This is a genomic window from Methylobacterium sp. NPDC097929 (assembly GCF_049543375.1).
Taxonomy (GTDB): domain Bacteria; phylum Pseudomonadota; class Alphaproteobacteria; order Rhizobiales; family Beijerinckiaceae; genus Methylobacterium.
The window spans coordinates 227,889-245,284 of record NZ_JBMVEP010000007.1 but is presented as its reverse complement, the minus strand read 5'-3'; the positions used below and the strand labels follow the sequence as shown (position 1 = coordinate 245,284).

The following is a 17,396-nucleotide window of genomic DNA, read 5'->3' as shown; positions in this document are numbered from 1 at the left end:
TCACCCCACTGCGCGTCTGACAGCATCACGCCTCCTCACCGGAAAACGAGAAAACGCCAGATCTCGCAGTCCGTTCACGCGACGACAGGCCCTAGAGCCGCTACTGGGAGAACCTGAGGTACGAAGGCGAAATACGGACTGGGCTGGGTCTTGATCACCCCTGAGCATGCGAAGGAGGCCATCTCGAACGCCTACGTCCATGCCCTCGCCGGCGCGGCTGGGCTCAACCTGGCGGCCAAGACGACCTTCGACTACGGCATCGACGGGACGTTCCATCCGGTGAAGAGTTTCGGCGGACGTCTGATCCAGTCGGCCTTCCCTGTCGAGTTTCAGATGAAGGCCACGACGAGGTGGCGCCACGAGGACGACGTGGTTGTCTATGATCTTGCGGCCCGGGCGCATGTCATCCTCACGGACAGGGAAAGGACGCAGGCCATGGCCATCCTCATCCTGCTCTGCATGCCCTCCGATGCCGCGGATTGGGTCGTGGGAAGCGAGGAGCACCTTCACCTCAGGAACTGCTGCTACTGGTACCGCCCGCCGGGGCCCCCGACGACTCGGTCGTCGCATGTTCGCATTCGCATCCCCAGGTCGCAGGTCTTGACCCCGACCAGCCTCCGGGACGTCATGGCTACGGCCCGCGCCGAGGCGCTGGCGCTATGACGGCGCCGGTCGACATCATCGAAGGCGTGCCGCTTGGCTCCCTGAAGCGCTACCTCGCTAGGACTGGCTGGAAGCGCTCCGTCCTGCGCGACGGGGCTGTCCTGTTCGCGAAAGGCGACGGGGACGAGGTGGAGATCTTCCTGCCCGGGACGCAGCAGGTCCGCGATCTGCGGGAGAAGCTCGCCTCCGCGCTCGTCACCCTCACCGACATGGAGCAGCGCCCGTTCGAGACGGTGGCCGCGGCCATCCGGGCGATCAGCTACGACCTAGTCCGGTCGCGCCTACCGGAAGCGGCCATACGCCAGGATACGATCCGCCTCGGCACCGCCGAGGCGTTCATCAAGCGGATGCATGGGACGCTCGAAGCGGTGGCGCATGCCGAGCTGCATGTGGGCCCGTTCTTCCAGCGGGTCAGCAGCGTGGCACAGCGGTACGCCGACGACTGTCGCTTCGGCCATACCTTCCGTGGGAGTTTCGGCTTCACCGTCGAATCACCATGCGGCTCCCGCACGCTCGATGATGGCGAGTTGGAAACGCTGGCGCTCGGCGGTGAGCTCGGTGCGCTGCCCCTGGAGCGGCGGGCGGTCCAACGCTTGGCTAGGGGCCTACGCACGGTCGAGGCGGCTATCAAGCGCGAGGACCCAGCCATGATCGCGCAAGGCTACCAGACCGGTCTCAACGCCAACGCCGTTGAGGAACTGACGGCCCTGGTCTCAGAGCCGCAGGTTTCCGAGGTGCACTTCCAGATCCTGTTCTCGCCGGAATGGGGCGTGCCCCCAGATCTCGGGGACGCCCCTGCGGTGACGCTCAGCCAAGCCCGTGGGGTGCCGGTGCTACAGGAAGCCGCAAAGGTTCTACGTGCCGTCGACTACGAGCGCCGAAGGACCATCGTCGGACGGGTGCGGACGCTCCATTCAATGGATACTCCGGCCGACCTCTACAGCACCTCCGGCTTGCAGGACGTCATTGTAGAGTGGTCGAGCGAGGAGTTCGGCACCAGGAACGTCCGGGTTTCCCTTGGCCCCGAAGAATACTTGCAGGCCGTCGAGGCGCACACGGAGGGGCGTCTCATCTCGGTGTTCGGCGAGCTCGACCGGACACGGCAATGGCGCCTCGAAAACGCCCGCGATTTCAGGCTGCTTTGATTCTCAAACCCTATTTGCTTGACCGTCTGAGGAGCTGCTTTTGACCCTTTGCGGACCTTCCGCCCTGCCTATTCGAATGTCCGCTGGGAAGGCGAAGCGGCCCCGATGCGCTGCATGCCTGTCCCGCCAACCGGCCGTCGGCGTTGTTAAGGGCATGGGCGCCGGGTGAACAGTGCATGCTCGGGCGGCCGGCTACCCAAGTGAAACCAAGGGAACACGACAGGTCAGGTTGCGGGACACGTCCGAGTCCCGCTTACCAAACCGTGCCGGGCTTCGGCCTCGGGCAGCGGAAGCTCGATATACTCGACCTGCTCGGGGGGAAGCGTCCGCCACCAGGCGTCCGGCGAACGGAACGCGTCGTAGGTGAACCTCAGCACGTCCTCGGGCTGGACGTGCGACGGGTCGGCAGCGCCGCGCGCCGCGTTTCGAGCGAGAAGCACCTCCCAAGGTGCGTCGAACACCTTCCACTCGACGGCAAGGCCGTATCGTTCGACGACATCAAGCTCGTCCTCGAACACGGCGCGGGTCAGGTGGGTGTCGGCCATCACCACGCTGAAGCCCTGAGCGAGGGCGGTGTCGAGGGCGGCGACCTTCACCGCATGCAGGAGATGGTGGGCCTGCCGGTCCCAGACCCCGTGGCGAGCTTGCCAATAGATCTGCCGGTCCGGCGGCCAGAGCGCCTGCCGGAAATCATCCAGGGTCAGGTGCACCCAGCCATCAAGCGGATCGAACCGACGACGCGCGTAGGTCGTCTTGCCCGCCCCGGGACAGCCGATCAGCCCGACCACGCGCTGACGACCTAACTCAGGCATGGTCGGCGACGGTCTCGTCCTCGTCGGCGTCGGGATCGGCCTCGACGACCTCGCCCCGGAGATAGCGAGCCTGGAGCTCGGCGACGCGGCGGGCGGCTTGGGCGTGGCGGTTCGACACTGGGCTGTCCGGGCGAGGTTCGCCGCCCCGCTTGACTGCGAGCAGGTCCGGATCGCCCCAGCGGTCGAGCAACTCCTGGAAGGCCGCATGCCGGGTAGCGTCGAAGTCGATCCGCTGGCCCAGCATGTCCTTGTAGGGGTGAGCCGGGTGGAGTGCGGCGCAGGGCACCCAGCCCGCCGGGATCGGCGTCGTCGCTGCATGCGTGCGCCCGCTGCGCAGGAGCTTGGGCAGGACGTGGGTGTGCGGTCCCTCCGGGCTCGTGCCGCCGGGTCCCGGGATCGGTGCATAGACCTCGATGCGGCCGACCTGAGCGAGGAACACGCGATGCGGGCTCATCGCGACGAGGTGGCGACCGATGGGGTTCGCATAGTCGAACAGGGGGCGCCCGACGCCCGACCGGAGGCAGGCGATGGCCTCGGGGTCGCTCGTGCGCACGCAGGCATCGACCGCGAGGAGATCGAGACCGAGGTCGAACAGGATGGCGTCCCGGTCCCTTTCGCGGGCGGCCTCGCGGTCCGGGCCGAGTTCGGTCACCACGGCGCGTCGGCTCATGGCGCAGCTCGCCTCCGGGAGGCAGAGGGCCACGGCGTGGTTCCACCCGGATGCGACCGAGGTCTCGTAGGCGACGGGGCGCAGGCCGGGACAGGCGGTCAAGGCGATGGCGCCGCGCTCGGTCGCCATGCCGAGACGGTCGTCCGGCAGGACTGAGACCGCCTCGTCCGGGTCGCGCATGAACTCGGCGATGGCGCCGAAGCTGCCGAGGCTCCAGGCGGTGCCAGGGTCGGCCAGGGCGTCGCGCAGCAGGTCCGTGACCGCATCAGAGGATGATGACGCCATCGCTCGTCTCCTTCGTCGCCCCGAACCGCGCCCAGGGCAGGATGTACCGGGTCCCGTCCGCCGCCTGCCCCCGTTCCGCCGTCACGCCGAACACGCGGGCGAGCAAGGTGTCGGTCAGCGCCTCCTCCGGCGTGCCGTCCGCAACGAGCCGGCCGCCGGACAGCACGACGATCCGGTCGCAGAACCGCGTGGCCAGCGCGAGGTCGTGCAGAACAGCGACCACGCCGGTGCCGTCACGCGAGGCGGCGTGCAGCAGCGCCATGGCATCGAGTTGGTGGGCAGGGTCGAGCGCGGTGACGGGCTCGTCGGCCAGCAGCCACTCGGCCTCGACCGCGAGCGCCCGGGCAAGCAGCGCGCGCATGCGCTCGCCCGATGACAGGGTCGGCTCGGTCCGGTCGGCGAGGTGCCCGACATCGGTGCGCGCCATCGCCCGCGCTACCGCGGCCTGATCGGCGTCCGAGAGCCCTGCGAAGGCGCGACGGTGCGGCAGGCGACCGAGCGCCACGATCTCGCGCACCGTCATCGGCCACCCGACCCCGGCGCCCTGGAACAGGGCGGCGATGCGGCGTGCCCGCTCGTCGCGGTGCAAGTCGGCGAGCGCGCGACCGTCGAGGGTGACGCGGCCTCGTGCAGGGGCGACCAACGCCGCCAGGACGCGCAGCAGCGACGTTTTGCCGGCTCCGTTCGGCCCGACGAGCCCGACGAACTGTCCGCGCTCCAGGACGAGGTCAATGTCCGACAGGATGGTCCGGCCGCCCAGCGTTATCCGAACCTCGTGGAGGGCAAGGCTCATGCCCGTCCTCCGCGGTTGCGCAGCAGAAGGACGATCAGGAACGGCGCCCCGACGAGCGCGGTGACCACACCGAGCTTCAGCTCGGGGCGGGTGGCGAGAAGGCGGACGCCGATGTCGGCGGCGAGCACGAGGACCGCGCCGGCGAGCCCGCTCGGCAGCAGGACGGCGCCGGGACGGGCCCCGACGAGCGGGCGCATCAGGTGCGGCACCACGAGGCCGACGAAGCCGATGGCACCCGACACCGCCACCCCGCTTCCCACCGCGAGCGCCGCGCCGGTGACGAGCCGAAGCCGCACGGAGACGAGATTGACCCCGAGGCTCGCAGCGGTGTCCTCGCCGAGCGTCAGGGCGTCGAGGGCGGAGCCGGTCGAGAGCATCAGGCCCCAGCCCACCACCATCAGCGGCAGGCAGAGGAGGACGTGGTCCACGCTGCGGTCACTGAGCGACCCCATCAGCCAGAACACGATCTCCAGGGCCGCGTAGGGGTTGGGCGACAGGTTGAGGGCCAGGGCGGTCAGCGCACCCGCAAGGCTCGACAGGCCGACGCCGGCCAGGATCAATCCGAGGGTCGAGCTGCCGCGGGCGGCGAGCGCGTTGAGGAGCAGCGCCGCCACGCCCGCGCCCGCGATGCCGCCGAGCGGAAGGGCAAGGCTCAGAGAGGCGGCAAGGCCGCCGTAGAAGACCAGCACGGCGCCCAGGGCCGCAGCCGAGGAGATGCCGAGGATGCCGGGATCGGCCAGCGGGTTGCGCAGGTAGCCCTGCATCGCAGCTCCGGTCAGGCCGAGGCTGAACCCGACGAGGCCGCCCAGCAGCGCCCGCGGGATGCGCAACTCCCACAGCACCATCGCGGGCAGCGTGGTCCGGCCCGCGACGATGTCCGCGAAGGCGGCCGGCACATCGAAGGGCGCGTAGCCGATGGCGACCGACGCGAACGTCAGGGCTAGGACGGCGGCGCCGAGGACGGCAACGACGGCACGATGGACGCGCGGCGTGTCCGGGCGCCGCGAGACGGGATCGGCGATGGCTCGAACCGGTGCGTTCATGGCCGAGGCGCCCGCGCGTTCGCGGCGGCCCCCAGCCGTGCCACGACCTCGGCGACCTGGGGGCCCGGGCAGGTCCAGAAGCGGTTCGGGATGGAGACGGTCCGACCCTTCCCCGCAAGAGCGCGGAAGACGGGATGGTGCAGGAGCGTGTCGGCGAGCGAAGGCAGGCCCGGCGCCCCCTCGTCCACCACGATCAGGTCGGCGTCCGCGAGCGCGGCGGCTTCGAGCGGTACCTGCCCGAACCGGTCGCGTCCGATCTCGGCTGCGACGTTGACGAGGCCGGCGGCGCGGATGAGCGCGTCGCCGAGGCCGCCGGGTGCGACCGTGAAGGCGTTCGGGCGCATGACGAGGGCCCGCAACGGCCGGGTCGACGGGATGACCGTTGCGAGCTTGGCGTCGAGGTCCGCGATCAAGGCTTCCCCCCGCTCGGGGTACCCAAGTGCTTCCGCGACCTGCCGGATCTGGGCACGCACGCCGTCCAGGTCGGCCGGCACGCCGAGTTCGAGCACGGGCGCGCCGACGCGCCTGAGCATGCCGACGGTCGTGCGCGTCGTGAAGGCGCCCGCGATGACGAGGTCTGGCCGAAGCGCGACGACCTCCTCGGTCAGGCCGCGCGTCACCGGAACTCCGGCGGCCTCGGACGCGACCGTCGATCCGCGGGGGTCACTTGCGAGATAGGTGACGGCCAGCACCTGAGCGCGGTCGGCGAGCTGCAGGACGAGCTCGTCCGCGCACAGGTTCATCGAGACCACGCGCACGGGCGCCTCGTTCGTGCCCGTAGCGCCGGCTGCGGGCCCGAAGGCCAGGATGCCCCAGAACGCGATGATGGCCCGTGATGGCATCCTCACCTCAGAACGTGGTCAGGCGCACGCCGCCATAGACGGCAAGCCCCGGCCCGAGGAACCCCGTGGGGTTCTCGTAGCGGCGGTCGAATAGGTTATCGATGCGACCGAACACGCTGACGGTCTCGTTGACGTCGTAGTTGACCGCGAGGTTGACGAGGGTGAAGCCGGGATTCTTCAGACGCGGGACGGAGAAGTCCCGGTTTCCGTCGACGAAGGAGCCGAGCACGATCACCGTGCCGCTGAAGGTCAGGCCCGGCAGCGGGTTCCAGAACGCCGTGGCGCTGCCCTTGTGTCGCGGCCGGCGCAGGAGTTCCTGACCCGTGATCTCGTTCTTGGTGACGGTGTTGGTGTAGTCGACGCGGCCCGACAGCGTCTCCGAGAACCGGACCGAGACGAACGCCTCCGCGCCGTAGGACACCGCCTTGCCGACGTTCTCGTTGGAGGTGAAGCTCGCGTTGGTGTTGATGAGGTTGGTGAAGTCGTTGCGGTAGTAGGTGGCTCCAACCAAGACCCGGTCGCCGAGCGGTTGCTCGAACCCGGCATCGTAGCCGAGGCTCTCCTCGGGCTTGAGGTTCGGGTTGGCGAAGAAGTTGAACGCCGGGAAGCTCTGGTAGAGTTGGCTCAGCGTCGGCGCCTTGAAGCCGGTCCCGACGCTGCCCTTCAGGCGCGTGTCGGAGAAGGGCAGGATGTAGCTCGGCGCGACCCGGAAGGTGGTGGCCGGGCCGAACTGGTCGTTCTCGTCATGGCGCAGATTGGCGACGAGGAAGGCGCGGTCGAACGGTGTGAGCTGCACCTCGCCGTAACCCGCGGTGTTGCCGTTCCTCGCCCGCAGGGAGTCGGGAACGGAGCCTGGCGAGGTCGTGAACAGGCTCTCCTCGTCCCGCTGGGCGCCGAACAACACGATGTTGCCGGGGGAGAGAAGGTAGTCGCCGCGATACTCGAAGCGTGTCCGTTCACCCAGGCCCGTGGTCGCGTCGGGCGTCGCCAGCGGGTCGAGCGGTCCCTGCTGCCGGTTGAATAGGTTCGAGTAGTTGATGGCGAGGATGTTGTGGAAGCCGGCGAACGGCGTCCACTCGGCCTCGTTGCGGGTGAAGACCTGCTGGACCGCCGCCTCGCTGCGGAAGGCCGCCGGTGCCGCCGGGAAGGTGCTGAAGTCGTCGCCCGTCAGCAGCAGCCGCGAGTTGATGAAGCGCGTGACCGAGTTGATGCGGAACGTGTCGGTGAACTGGTAGCCGAACTTCGCCGAGACGGTCTCGTTGTCGTAGAAGTTCGGATGGATCGGGCGTCCGAACGGCACGAGGTTGGGCGGTGTGACCGGTGTTGCGGCCGCCCGGAAATGGGAGACCGAGACCGAGTAGTCGAAGCCGTTCTCGGAGCCGCTGATCCGGCCCGACTGGTTGAAGGTCCCGAACGAGCCGCCCTCCAGGCGAAGCGACGCCCGCGCCGGCCCTTCGCCGCGCTTGGTCGTGAAGGAGACCACGCCGCCGATGGCGTCCGAGCCGTAGAGGCCGCTCTGGGGGCCGCGCAGCACCTCGATGCGGGCGAGGTCATCCGTTAGGAGTTGGCCGAAATCGAAGGACCCGTTGCCGTTCGACGGGTCGGTGGCGTCGATGCCGTCGATCAGCACCTTGGTGTGGTTGGAGTTGGCGCCGCGGATGAAGACGGAGGTCTGGCCGCCGGGACCACCCGTCTGCACGACGTTGAGGCCCGGCACCTGCTGGAGCGCGTCCGGGACGGTGCGGCGTTGCTGCTGTTCGAGCGTCCGCTCGGTTAGGACGGTCACGCTCGATCCGACCTGGGCGGTCGGCGTCGGCACGCCGGTCGCCGCGACTGAGATCTCGTCGAGGGTGGTCTCGACGCCGGCCGGGGCGGCGGCAAAGGGGGCCGCGGTCTGTTGGGCGTTGGCGAAGGTTGCTGTTAGCAGGGCCGATCCGGCGCAGGATAGCGCCAGGACGCTCCGGAGAGCGGAACCAGGGGAATGGGGCACGGGAGACAAGCCTCGGGTGACGGCAGTGGCACGTCACCGCGAACGAGGCCTCGGCGCTCGCGTCCTCACGGGATCACGGCGCTTCGACACCCACCAGGACACCCCGCCCGATGCGTTTCGCGTGTGACCACGACTGACGGCAGGTCTCCTGGCTCGCGGGTCGCTGCCCTCTCACCGTCTTCCCGGGCGAGGCTGCCCAGTGACATGGTGGCGGAAGGCTCGCCGCTTACAGTTGCGGGGGCAGCCGCGGCATCGAGCTTGCGCCCTCACCGCGTTCCCTTTTGATCCCCGAGGGGAACCGTCAAGCTCAAGTTATTTCAGGCTTGCGAGCCAAGTCAATGTAATTGGAGCCCGGCCTCCCTCTGGTTTCGTGCCGGGGCGCCGATGACGAGGCATCGGCGCCTGTCGCGCAAGCCGAACTACAGGTACTTGAGCCAAGCGATGTCGCGCCTCCACGCCTTGAAGCGCGAGAACCAGGCCGTCGGCAGGTAGAGGGGCACGATCAGCCCGACGTACCAAACGAGAACCCACCCGTAATCGGCGACGCCGAACACGGTGCCCTGGGTCGCGCCCCAGGTCGCGAACGCGCCATGGTATAGCAGCCGCAGAACCGTGAGGTGGAGCAGGTAGAAGAACATCGGCGCGCCGCCGAACACCGCCAGCGCCGCGACGAGCGGGCGGTCGCCGATCCGCTCCAACGCCACGAGCAGCAGCGCCCCGGTCCCGAGCGTCAGCAGCAGGAACAGGAGCGAGGGCGGGTATTTCGTCAGCGCGAGGAAGCTCATCGCGGTCCGCAGGTCGCTGCCGTCTACGACGAACCAAGGCTTGTCGCCGTAGCCGTTCGCCAGGCGCAGCAGTGCGAAGGCGACCAGCATCGCGCAGCCCAGCGCCGCGAAACGGCGCTCCCGCGTGCGCGTGGCGACGCCGGGCAGGAACCACGGTCCGACCGCATACCCGAGCACGATGACACCGATCCACGGCAGCACCGGATAGGTCGTCTTGGCGACCAGCCCGAGGGGAAGCGCGATGACGTCCCGCTGATGCAGCAGGGCCCAGACGGGAAACAGCGGCTGGTCCGGTAGGAGCCGGATCGGGTCGAGGAGGTTGTGACCGCACACGATCACGAGCCCGACCGCGACGAGAACCCGGCGCGGCAGGCCGATCAGCGCCGCCAGGACGATCATGCACACGCCGATGCACCAGATCACCTGGAGCCAGAGCGTCGGGCTGGCCACGCCCCAGTACAGTTTGGAAAGGTAGAACACCTCGAAGGCCATCAGCACGAGGCCGCGTTTCACCAGATAGGCGCGCGTCTCCGCCAGGGTGTGCCGGGTGCCGAACAGGTACGCGGCCACGCCGGTCAGCACGATGAAGACCGGCGCGCACAGGCTGACCGCGAGGCGGGCCAGAAACAAGGCCGGCAGGGCAGTCCTCGCGTCGACCGGATCGGCGACCGGTACGTGCAGGAACCAGGTCTCTCGCAGGTGGTCGAGGAGCATCAGCACCATCACCAGCCCGCGCAGGGCGTCGATGGAGGCGATGCGTCCGGTCGCGGCCGATGCCTCTGTCGACGCTTCAAGCGTTCCAGGGTGAACGCCCATCAGAAGCGTGCCGTCATGCTGACCGTCACGCGCCTTGGCTCGCCGACGCCGACCCAGAAGCTGTTGTAGGAGCGCTCGTAATAGGTCTCGTCGAAAATGTTGTCGACGTTGATCCCGAAGCGCAAGTTCTCGTAGCGGTAGTAGGCCAGCGCGTCGGTCAGGACGTAACCCGGCAGCCGGAACCGCTCGTTGCCGCTGTCACCGAGGCGCGAGCCGACGGCCCGAAACCCGCCGCCGAACCCGAAGCCCTTCCAGTCGCCCGCCTGGACCTCGTAGACGCCGAGCAGGCTGCCCGAATGGCGTGGGATGTTCAGGAGCGGCGAGCCGACCCGCAGAACCTCGTCGCGCGTGACCTGGGCATCGATGAAGGCATAGCCGCCTATGACGCGGAACTCGGGCGTCACCTGACCGACGACGCTCAGGTCGAACCCCTGGCTGCGCACGGCGCCGGCCGCGATCTGGAAGAAGAAGTCCCGCGGGTCGGTGGTCAGCACGTTCTCCTTCTCGATGTGGAAGGCCGCACCGGTGACGCTGAGGCCCGTGAAGAGGTCGAGCTTGGCCCCCACCTCGTAGGCGAAGCCCGTCTCCGGGGCGAAGGGCCGCGTCGCGCTGTCGAAGCCGGTGTTCGGCCGGAACGAGGCAGCGACATTGCCATAGAGCGAGAGGAAGGAGAGCGGCTGGTAGACGAGGCCGGCGCGGGGCGAGAAGCCGGTGCGGTCCTGTTCGGTGCGCTCGCCGCCGACCTTGTCGCGGAAGGTCTGGTTGTAGAAGTCGGTGCGGTTGCCGAGGAGCAGCTTCCACTCGGGGCTCAGCGCAATCTGGTCCTGCAGGTAGACCGCCGTGTTGCCGACGTTCTCGCTGGCGCTGTAGCGGCGCGTGAAGGGCGGCTTGGGCTGGCCGTAGACCGGGTTGAAGAGGTCGAGCGCGAACGGGTCCAGGCGCGGGGTCGAGCGAAGCAGGTTCTCGGTGCTGTTGTAGCGCTCGTGCTCCAGGCCCAGCAGCAGGGTGTGGGCGAACTGTCCGGTGTCGAAGCGCCCGACGAGCTCGGCCTGTCCGATGGCCACGCCCCATGTGAAGTCGTGGCGGCGGAACTCGCGCAGCAGGGTTCGCCCGTCGTCGAGCAGCCCGGTGGCGCCCGTCTGCAGGCCGGTCAGGCTGCCGGTGTTAAAATGCCCGGCGACCCGAAGCTGCCAGTCGGGACTGAAGGCGTGCTCCAGGCGCACCTGCACGATCCCACTCTCCGACACGGAGTTGTCGCCCGGCTCGCCGAAGAAGCGCGAGCGCGGGACGAGGCCGAGGCGGTTGTTCACCGCGACCGTCCCGCGGTCGAAGGTCTGGCGGTTGCGCAGGTACTGCGTCTCGACCGTGAGCTTGGTGTCCGGGCTGATCTGCCAGCTCACGACCGGAGCCGCCAGGACGCGGTCGCCGTCGACGTAATCGCGAAAGCTGTCCTGTCGGGCGAGCGCGCCGTTGAAGCGGTAGAGGATCGTGCCGTCCTCGCTCAGGGGACCGCCGGCATCGACCGTGGTACGCGCCGTCCCGAAGCTGCCGAACAGGGTGCCCATCTCGACGAAGGGCAATGCGACGGGCTGCTTGGTGAGGATATTGACGGTGCCTCCCGGGTCGCTGCGGCCGTAGAGTGCGCCGGCCGGGCCTTTTAGGACCTCGATGGACTGGACGTTCTGCGTGTCGGGCGCACCGTTGTAGCCACGGGCGATGTTGAAGCCGTTGAGGAAGATATCCTGGGTGGCGAAGCCGCGCACGGAGTACAGGGCGAGGTTCTGGGCGCCGAAGTCGTTCTGCTTGCCGACCGCGGGCACGTAGTCGAGGGCGCGCTCCACGCGGGTGGCGGTAGTGTCGAGCAGAACCTCCCGGGGTACGACATCGACCTGCTGCGGCACGTCGCGCCGCGGCGTCACGGTCTTGGTGCCGCTGTAGAGCTCCTCCACCCGATAGGTCGGCGTGGCGGTGAAGGTGCCCTCGACGGAGATCGGATCGAGCACCACGGAGGTCTCGGACGACTCCCTACGCGTGCCCTGGGCCCAGGCCGGGCCGCCGCTGGCAAGGGCGAGCGCGACGGAGGTGGCGGATAGGCAGAGCCGGAGCGGCGATTTCGGGCGGGACACGGGAAGCTGACCTCGGGCGACGGCAGTGGCACGTCACCGCGAACGAGGTCTGGGCGATCCCCCCGGGGGTGGTGCTTCGACACACGCCGAGGCACCCCGCCCAGCGTGTTTCGCGTGTGACCACGGCTGACGGCAGGTCTCCTGGCTCGCGGGTCACCGCCCTCTCACCGTCTTCCCGGGTAGATGACCCAGTGACGTGGTGGTGGAGAGCTCGCCGCTTACAGTTGCGGGGGCAGCCGCGGCATCGGAGCGAACCCCTCACCGCGTTCCCTTTTGATCCCCGAAGGGAACCGTCGCGGCTTGGCTATTCGGCTTGGCCACAGGTTGTCAATTCACCGGGCCGACCTACCCAGAGCCAACTCGCCGCCTCCGATCCATGCCTGTGATCCGCTCGAATACCGTCGGCTAGCCTCACGGCCCGACCATTCCGTGCAGAGGCCGCTTATGAGTGAAGAGCGGCCATTCCAGCGGTTGCGGCCGAAGGTCCGCTGATGGCGCACAGCCGAACAAGCCGAGGGCGAACTCCTGACCCATAGCTGTCCCTCCCATCCGCGGCCTTCGTCGTCCGCTTCGACGTGGGAAGCGGACGTCGTGAAAGTCCTCCCGGCACTGCGAGTAGGGCAGCCAGGGCTACCTGCCGGCCTTCGGGCAGGCAGTCGTGCAGGTCGCTGGCCCGGTTAAGGCTGTTTGAACGGAGGCGAAGTTCACCAACGGTGACAGGACGCGGTGCCGACCGGCGCCGGGGCTCTCAATCTAGCTGAGCTTCGGCTGGCCGTTGGAGGCCGAGAGGCCGCCGTCCACCGGCAGGTTCACCCCGGTGACGAAGCGCGCGTCCTCGCTCGCCAGGAAGGCGATGACTCCGCTGATGTCGTCCGGCTGGGCGCCCCGTCCCATCGGGATGCGCTCGTTGAACTTGGCGACGAGCTCGGGTTGGTCCTGCATGCCGGCGGTGAACGGTGTGTAGACCAGCGTCGGGTTGACTGCGTTCACCCGGACTCCGTGGGCCGCCTCGTCCATCGCCACCGCGCGGGTGAAGTTCGTTACCGCACCCTTGGCGGCGCAGTAGAAGCTGTGGTTCCAGTCGCCGCCGAGCCCGGACACGGAGGAGACGTTGACAATGCAGCCGCGGCTCTCGCGCAGGTGCGGCAGGGCGAAGCGCGTCATGTAGAAGACGCCGTACAGGTCGGTCTCGATGATCGTCGAGAAGTCCCCGATGCCGCCCTCGTCCACCCGTCCGAGATGGTCCTTACCGGCATTGTTGATCAGGACGTCGAGGCAGCTGAAACGCTCGATTGCCGCCATGACGACGTCCCGGCAGCGGTCGGCGTTCGAGAGGTCGGCGACCTGCGTAAGCGTCCTGTCGGCCCCGATTTCGGCGGCGACCCGCTCCAGTCCCTCTCCGTTCATGTCGGCGAGGACGAGCCTCGCCCCCTCCTCGCCGAAGCGGCGCGCGGCGGCCTCGCCGATGCCGGACGCGGCACCCGTGACCAGGACGACCTTGTTCGAGAAACGTGACATCGCGATCCCTGGGGCTGTGCGCCGGGCCACCCGCCCGACGGCTTGACGAAGGGCGGTCTCAGGCGCTGCGGGCTTGGTCCGGATGACGCCCTTCGGCGAACTCCTCGACGATCTTGGCGCAGAAGGCCGGCAGGTCCTTTGGGTTACGGCTGGTGACGAGGCCCTTGTCGACCACCACCTCCGCATCGACCCATTCCCCGCCGGCGTTGCGGATGTCGGTCTTCACCGTCGGGAACGACGTCAGCTTGCGTCCCTTCACGACGTCGGCCTCTACCAGCGTCCAGGGCCCGTGGCAGATGACGCCGACCGGCTTGGCCTGCTCGAAGAAGTCCCGCACGAACCTGACCACGGCCTCGCTGCCGCGGAGCTTGTCGGCACCGACGCTGCCGCCGGGGATGACGAGCCCGTCGAAGTCGGAGGCGGACACGCCGTCGATGGCCTTGTCGACCGGGTACTTCCCGGCGGGGTCGAGGTCGTTGTTGACGGTCTCGGCCTCTCCTGCCTCAAGCCCGACCACCGTGACGGTCGCGCCGGCTGCAAGCAGCGCCTCGCGAGGCTTCGTGAATTCCGGCTCCTCCGTCCCCCGGGGGGCGATCAGGATGGCGATGGTTTTTCCCTGAAGGGTCATGGATCGTTCCTCTGCATGACAGTGGGTAAGGGGGCGCCTCAGGCCGGGATGCTCTCGGGCGAGGCAGTGTTCTCGGCGGTCACGCTGTTTTCCCGGTGACGGAAGTCGCTTAGCGCCCGGTAGACCTGCAGGCGTGCCCGCATGATCGAGCCCAGCGGCCGGTGCGCCGCGAGGCTGTGCGCCGGGCGGAAGGTCATCACCTCGTCGAAATATCGTACCCGCTCGGGGGAGTAGGCGTCCTGCCGGGGCAGGTGGATCGTCGCCACCGTGCGGTACGGGCTGATCGAGACCGACCAGTCAACCGAGGAATCCTCGATGGGCTGGCGCTCGGCATCGGCCCAGAGCTGCGCCTTGAGCTCGAACACCACATCGTCGTCCCGGAAGAACGCGACCGCAGCGTGCCGGAAGCCGTTCTCGTCCCCGTGCGGGTCGAGGCGCCATTCGGCGAGGTCCCGCTGCGCCTGCGTCGCGGGCACCGCGCCGAGCTTGGCCACGTAGTCGCCGAACCGTATCGGCGCCTGGCTGAAGTAGCTGTCCGCCAGCGGGTGGCTGTAGGGGTGGCCGAAGAAGTCGGCCATGGCACTCTCCGTGCCGAAGGCGTGGAGCACCTTGTTGAGCGTGCGGGCGCCGGTTGAGACGGCGCTCTTTAGGCCCTCCGGCATTCCGGTCGCCTTGCCGATCACCGTGCCGTCCCGCAGGAAGCCCGCCGCCGTGCCCGATGGGAAGGTCGTGCCGGTGGCGAGCACGAAGTCCTGGGTCTGCACATCGTGCCCGGGAAGCTTCTCGCCGGGCACGCCGAACACCTTGATCGACATGCCCCGGTGGGTGGACACCCGGTCGCCGAGGGTCTCGCCGGGACCCTGGGCGAAACGTACGGCCACCTTGTGCGTACCCGGCGTCGCGAATAGGCCCTGGGCCAGTTCCAGCGGCAGTCCGGCGGCGACCGTCAACTCGCCCGTGACGCAGGCCGAGCTCTTGGCGTGGCTGGCGCGCACCGCATGGTGCTCGCGGTTCTCCACCGTCTGCGACTGCTGGGTCATACCCTGGATGATGCCGTCGATGGTTTCCTGCTCGTCCGGCGCGGGCCGCTCGATGTCGGGCGCGTAACGCAGGTATGTCATGCTCGTCCTTCACTTTCCGCCTCGCCCCCGGGCCAGGGGCAGAGAGGTTGCCGAGCTTCATCGAATGCGCGCCTCTCAGAAGCGGCACCGTTCGAGGCATGAGGCCACACGGTCGGGAATGCGGGTCCAGGCGGACCGTCGCCCTGACAAACGCCAGCCGGCTCGGACGTTCCCAACGGGTCGTTCACGGGCAATTGAGCGGCGCGCAATCCGGAACGCCGATCCGTCGGGCATGTTCTGTCCCGAGATGAACGACGAAGGACGACGAACCTTGCAAGCACCTGTCCGCTACAGCGCCGACGTCGAGGATGTGAAGCCCGACGAGGATCGGACCATCGAGCAGCTCAACGCGACCTTCGACACAATTCTGGAGACCGTCGCGAACGATTCCGGCCATGCGGTGCGCTCGGTTCACGCCAAGTCACACGGCATCCTGGAAGGCGTACTGCGCATCGACGCGGGGCTGCCTCCCGAACTTGCGCAAGGGCTGTTCGCGACGGCGGGCGAGCGCAAGATCTACCTACGGATGTCGACCAATGCCGGCGACATCCTGCCCGATGCCGTCTCCCTGCCGCGCGGCCTCGCAATGAAGGTCCTGGACGTGTCCGGCGAGCGCTTGGCCGGCGCGGAGGGAACGACGCAGGATTTCGTCATGGTCAACGGCCCGGTTTTCCAGGCGCCGAACGCCGAGAAGTTCCTGGGCAGCCTCAAGCTGCTGGCCAAGACCACCGACCGCATCGAGGGCGTGAAGGTCGCTGCCTCCACCGTGCTGCGCGGGGTCAACAAGGCGCTCACGGCGGTCGGCATCGAGAGCCCGACGCTGGGCTCGCTCGGCGGCGCGCCGAACGTCGATCCGCTCGGCGAAACCTACTACAGCGTCACCCCGTTCCGCTACGGCGACCACATCGCCAAGTTCTCGGTGGGGCCCGTGTCCCCCGCGCTCAAGGCGCTGACCGGCACCGAGATCGACACCTCCGGCCGCCCCGACGCGATCCGCGAGACCGTGCAGTCGGAGATGGCCGGCATCGAGGGGATCTGGGAGTTCCGGGTTCAGCTATGCCGCGACCTGGAGCGTCAGCCGGTCGAGGACCCGACGGTGCAGTGGGACGAGGAGGAGGCACCGTTCCAGCGGGTCGCCACCATCACCGTGGGACCGCAGGACAGTTGGGACGCCGAGCGCGTCGACGCAGTGAACGAGCGCATGCGGTTCGCGGTTTGGACCGGCCTCGCCGCCCACCGTCCGCTCGGCAACATCAACCGGGCGCGCAATGCCCCCTACAGGCATTCAGCGGAGTTCCGGCAGAAGTTCAACGGCTGCCCGATCCACGAGCCAACTACGGGGTGTTGAGCATGACCGCATACTCCTGACCCAAAGCAGACACTCGTGTCACCGAGTATGGAGGCCCGGTTTCGACCATAGGCTCACATCCCGACGCGGTCGAAATCCAGCGCCGAGGCGCAGAGGGCCACCTGGGTCCGGTTGCGGACGCCGAGCTTGCGCATGATCTCGGAGACGTGGGCCTTCACCATCGAGTCGCCGATGCCGAGTTCGAACGCGATCTGCTTGTTGAGCTTGCCCCGCTTGATCATCGACAGCACGTTCATCTGCGCGGGCGTCAGCGCGGCGATGCGTGTGGAGGCGTCCGCCGTCTCGCTCGCGTTGGCATCGGGGGCCTGGGCCAGTTCGGGTACGAAGATCGAGCCCCGCATCACGCTCTCCAGCGCCTCCATGTAGGTCGCCCGCGTCGCCGATTTCGGCACGAAGCCCGCCGCGCCGAGCCGCAGGGCCTCGCGCACGATCCGGCTCTCCTCCAGGCCCGAGCAGACTAGGATCGGGATGCGCGGGAAGCGGATGCGCAGGGACATCATCCCGTCGAAACCGGTGACGCCCTTCATCGACAGGTCGAGCACGATCACGTCGATGCCGGGCCGCTCAGCCAGCACGGTCTTGGCCGCCTCGATCGAGTCCGCCTCCTCGATCCGGGCATGCGGCAGCCCAAGGCGGATCGTGCTGCGCAGAGCCTCGCGGAACAGCGGATGGTCGTCCACCAGGATGATGTGCATCGCGTCCACTCGTTCGGGCGCAACCCGCGGCGCCTGGACTGTAAAAGTGATGCTCGCGCTGCCGAACGAGCGTCAAGGGCGCAGTTTCTAACAAA

The 17,396-nt window shown here is 68.4% G+C and carries 15 protein-coding genes and 2 riboswitches; of the genes, 3 read left to right on the top strand and 12 right to left on the bottom strand.

Annotation, left to right across the window (positions count from 1 at the left end; all coding sequences use genetic code 11):
- The first annotated feature begins 150 nt into the window (after window positions 1-150).
- Both ACPCJR_RS17925 and ACPCJR_RS17920 read left to right on the top strand, forming a co-directional pair.
- Entirely contained in the window at window positions 151-663 is a 513-nt protein-coding gene (locus tag ACPCJR_RS17925) for a DUF4365 domain-containing protein (protein WP_391512706.1), read from the top strand.
- Entirely contained in the window at window positions 660-1,808 is a 1,149-nt protein-coding gene (locus tag ACPCJR_RS17920) for a hypothetical protein (RefSeq protein ID WP_391512708.1), read from the top strand. Before ACPCJR_RS17925 ends, ACPCJR_RS17920 begins: the two co-directional genes overlap by 4 nt.
- 224 nt (window positions 1,809-2,032) lie before the next feature.
- On the opposite strand, the gene ACPCJR_RS17915 is transcribed toward ACPCJR_RS17920, so the two are convergent.
- The 11 genes from ACPCJR_RS17915 to ACPCJR_RS17865 form a co-directional block, all read right to left on the bottom strand.
- Window positions 2,033-2,620, bottom strand: a complete 588-nt coding sequence (locus tag ACPCJR_RS17915) for an AAA family ATPase (protein ID WP_391512709.1) — start codon at window positions 2,618-2,620, stop codon at window positions 2,033-2,035.
- Window positions 2,613-3,575, bottom strand: a complete 963-nt coding sequence (locus tag ACPCJR_RS17910) for a DUF6925 family protein (protein WP_391512711.1) — start codon at window positions 3,573-3,575, stop codon at window positions 2,613-2,615. The genes ACPCJR_RS17915 and ACPCJR_RS17910 overlap by 8 nt, the downstream gene beginning before the upstream one ends.
- A complete protein-coding gene (locus tag ACPCJR_RS17905) occupies window positions 3,556-4,368 on the bottom strand; it encodes an ABC transporter ATP-binding protein (RefSeq protein WP_391512712.1) in 813 nt (270 codons plus the stop codon). Before ACPCJR_RS17905 ends, ACPCJR_RS17910 begins: the two co-directional genes overlap by 20 nt.
- Window positions 4,365-5,411 (bottom strand): FecCD family ABC transporter permease, encoded by a 1,047-nt coding sequence (locus ACPCJR_RS17900; RefSeq protein ID WP_063987834.1) that lies wholly within the window; start codon window positions 5,409-5,411, stop codon window positions 4,365-4,367. The genes ACPCJR_RS17905 and ACPCJR_RS17900 overlap by 4 nt, the downstream gene beginning before the upstream one ends.
- Complete coding sequence (locus ACPCJR_RS17895) at window positions 5,408-6,253, bottom strand: ABC transporter substrate-binding protein (RefSeq protein ID WP_391512714.1); 846 nt, start codon at window positions 6,251-6,253, stop codon at window positions 5,408-5,410. Before ACPCJR_RS17895 ends, ACPCJR_RS17900 begins: the two co-directional genes overlap by 4 nt.
- 7 nt (window positions 6,254-6,260) lie before the next feature.
- Window positions 6,261-8,243, bottom strand: a complete 1,983-nt coding sequence (locus tag ACPCJR_RS17890; protein ID WP_391512716.1) for a TonB-dependent receptor plug domain-containing protein — start codon at window positions 8,241-8,243, stop codon at window positions 6,261-6,263.
- A 121-nt stretch (window positions 8,244-8,364) separates the two neighbouring features.
- A riboswitch (cobalamin riboswitch) is annotated at window positions 8,365-8,561 on the bottom strand.
- 101 nt (window positions 8,562-8,662) lie between these two features.
- Window positions 8,663-9,844, bottom strand: a complete 1,182-nt coding sequence (locus ACPCJR_RS17885; RefSeq protein WP_391512717.1) for a DUF1624 domain-containing protein — start codon at window positions 9,842-9,844, stop codon at window positions 8,663-8,665.
- Complete coding sequence (locus ACPCJR_RS17880; RefSeq protein WP_391512719.1) at window positions 9,844-11,970, bottom strand: TonB-dependent siderophore receptor; 2,127 nt, start codon at window positions 11,968-11,970, stop codon at window positions 9,844-9,846. The genes ACPCJR_RS17885 and ACPCJR_RS17880 overlap by 1 nt, the downstream gene beginning before the upstream one ends.
- 114 nt (window positions 11,971-12,084) lie before the next feature.
- Window positions 12,085-12,280, bottom strand: a riboswitch (cobalamin riboswitch).
- A 443-nt stretch (window positions 12,281-12,723) separates the two neighbouring features.
- Entirely contained in the window at window positions 12,724-13,488 is a 765-nt protein-coding gene (locus tag ACPCJR_RS17875; RefSeq protein ID WP_391512721.1) for an SDR family NAD(P)-dependent oxidoreductase, read from the bottom strand.
- A gap of 58 nt (window positions 13,489-13,546) precedes the next feature.
- Window positions 13,547-14,116 (bottom strand): type 1 glutamine amidotransferase domain-containing protein, encoded by a 570-nt coding sequence (locus tag ACPCJR_RS17870; RefSeq protein ID WP_253394474.1) that lies wholly within the window; start codon window positions 14,114-14,116, stop codon window positions 13,547-13,549.
- Window positions 14,117-14,154: 38 nt separating this feature from the next.
- Window positions 14,155-15,237: a catalase family protein gene (locus tag ACPCJR_RS17865; protein WP_391512724.1), complete on the bottom strand. Its 1,083-nt coding sequence runs from the start codon at window positions 15,235-15,237 to the stop codon at window positions 14,155-14,157.
- 232 nt (window positions 15,238-15,469) lie between these two features.
- On the opposite strand from ACPCJR_RS17865, the gene ACPCJR_RS17860 reads away from it, so the two are divergent.
- Window positions 15,470-16,585, top strand: a complete 1,116-nt coding sequence (locus ACPCJR_RS17860; RefSeq protein ID WP_391512725.1) for a catalase family protein — start codon at window positions 15,470-15,472, stop codon at window positions 16,583-16,585.
- 74 nt (window positions 16,586-16,659) lie between these two features.
- Here the strand turns inward: ACPCJR_RS17860 and ACPCJR_RS17855 are convergent, their stop codons facing one another.
- Window positions 16,660-17,301 carry a response regulator transcription factor gene (locus ACPCJR_RS17855; RefSeq protein WP_391512727.1) on the bottom strand — a complete coding sequence of 214 codons (642 nt, stop codon included), beginning with the start codon at window positions 17,299-17,301 and terminating at the stop codon, window positions 16,660-16,662.
- Window positions 17,302-17,396: the final 95 nt, after the last annotated feature.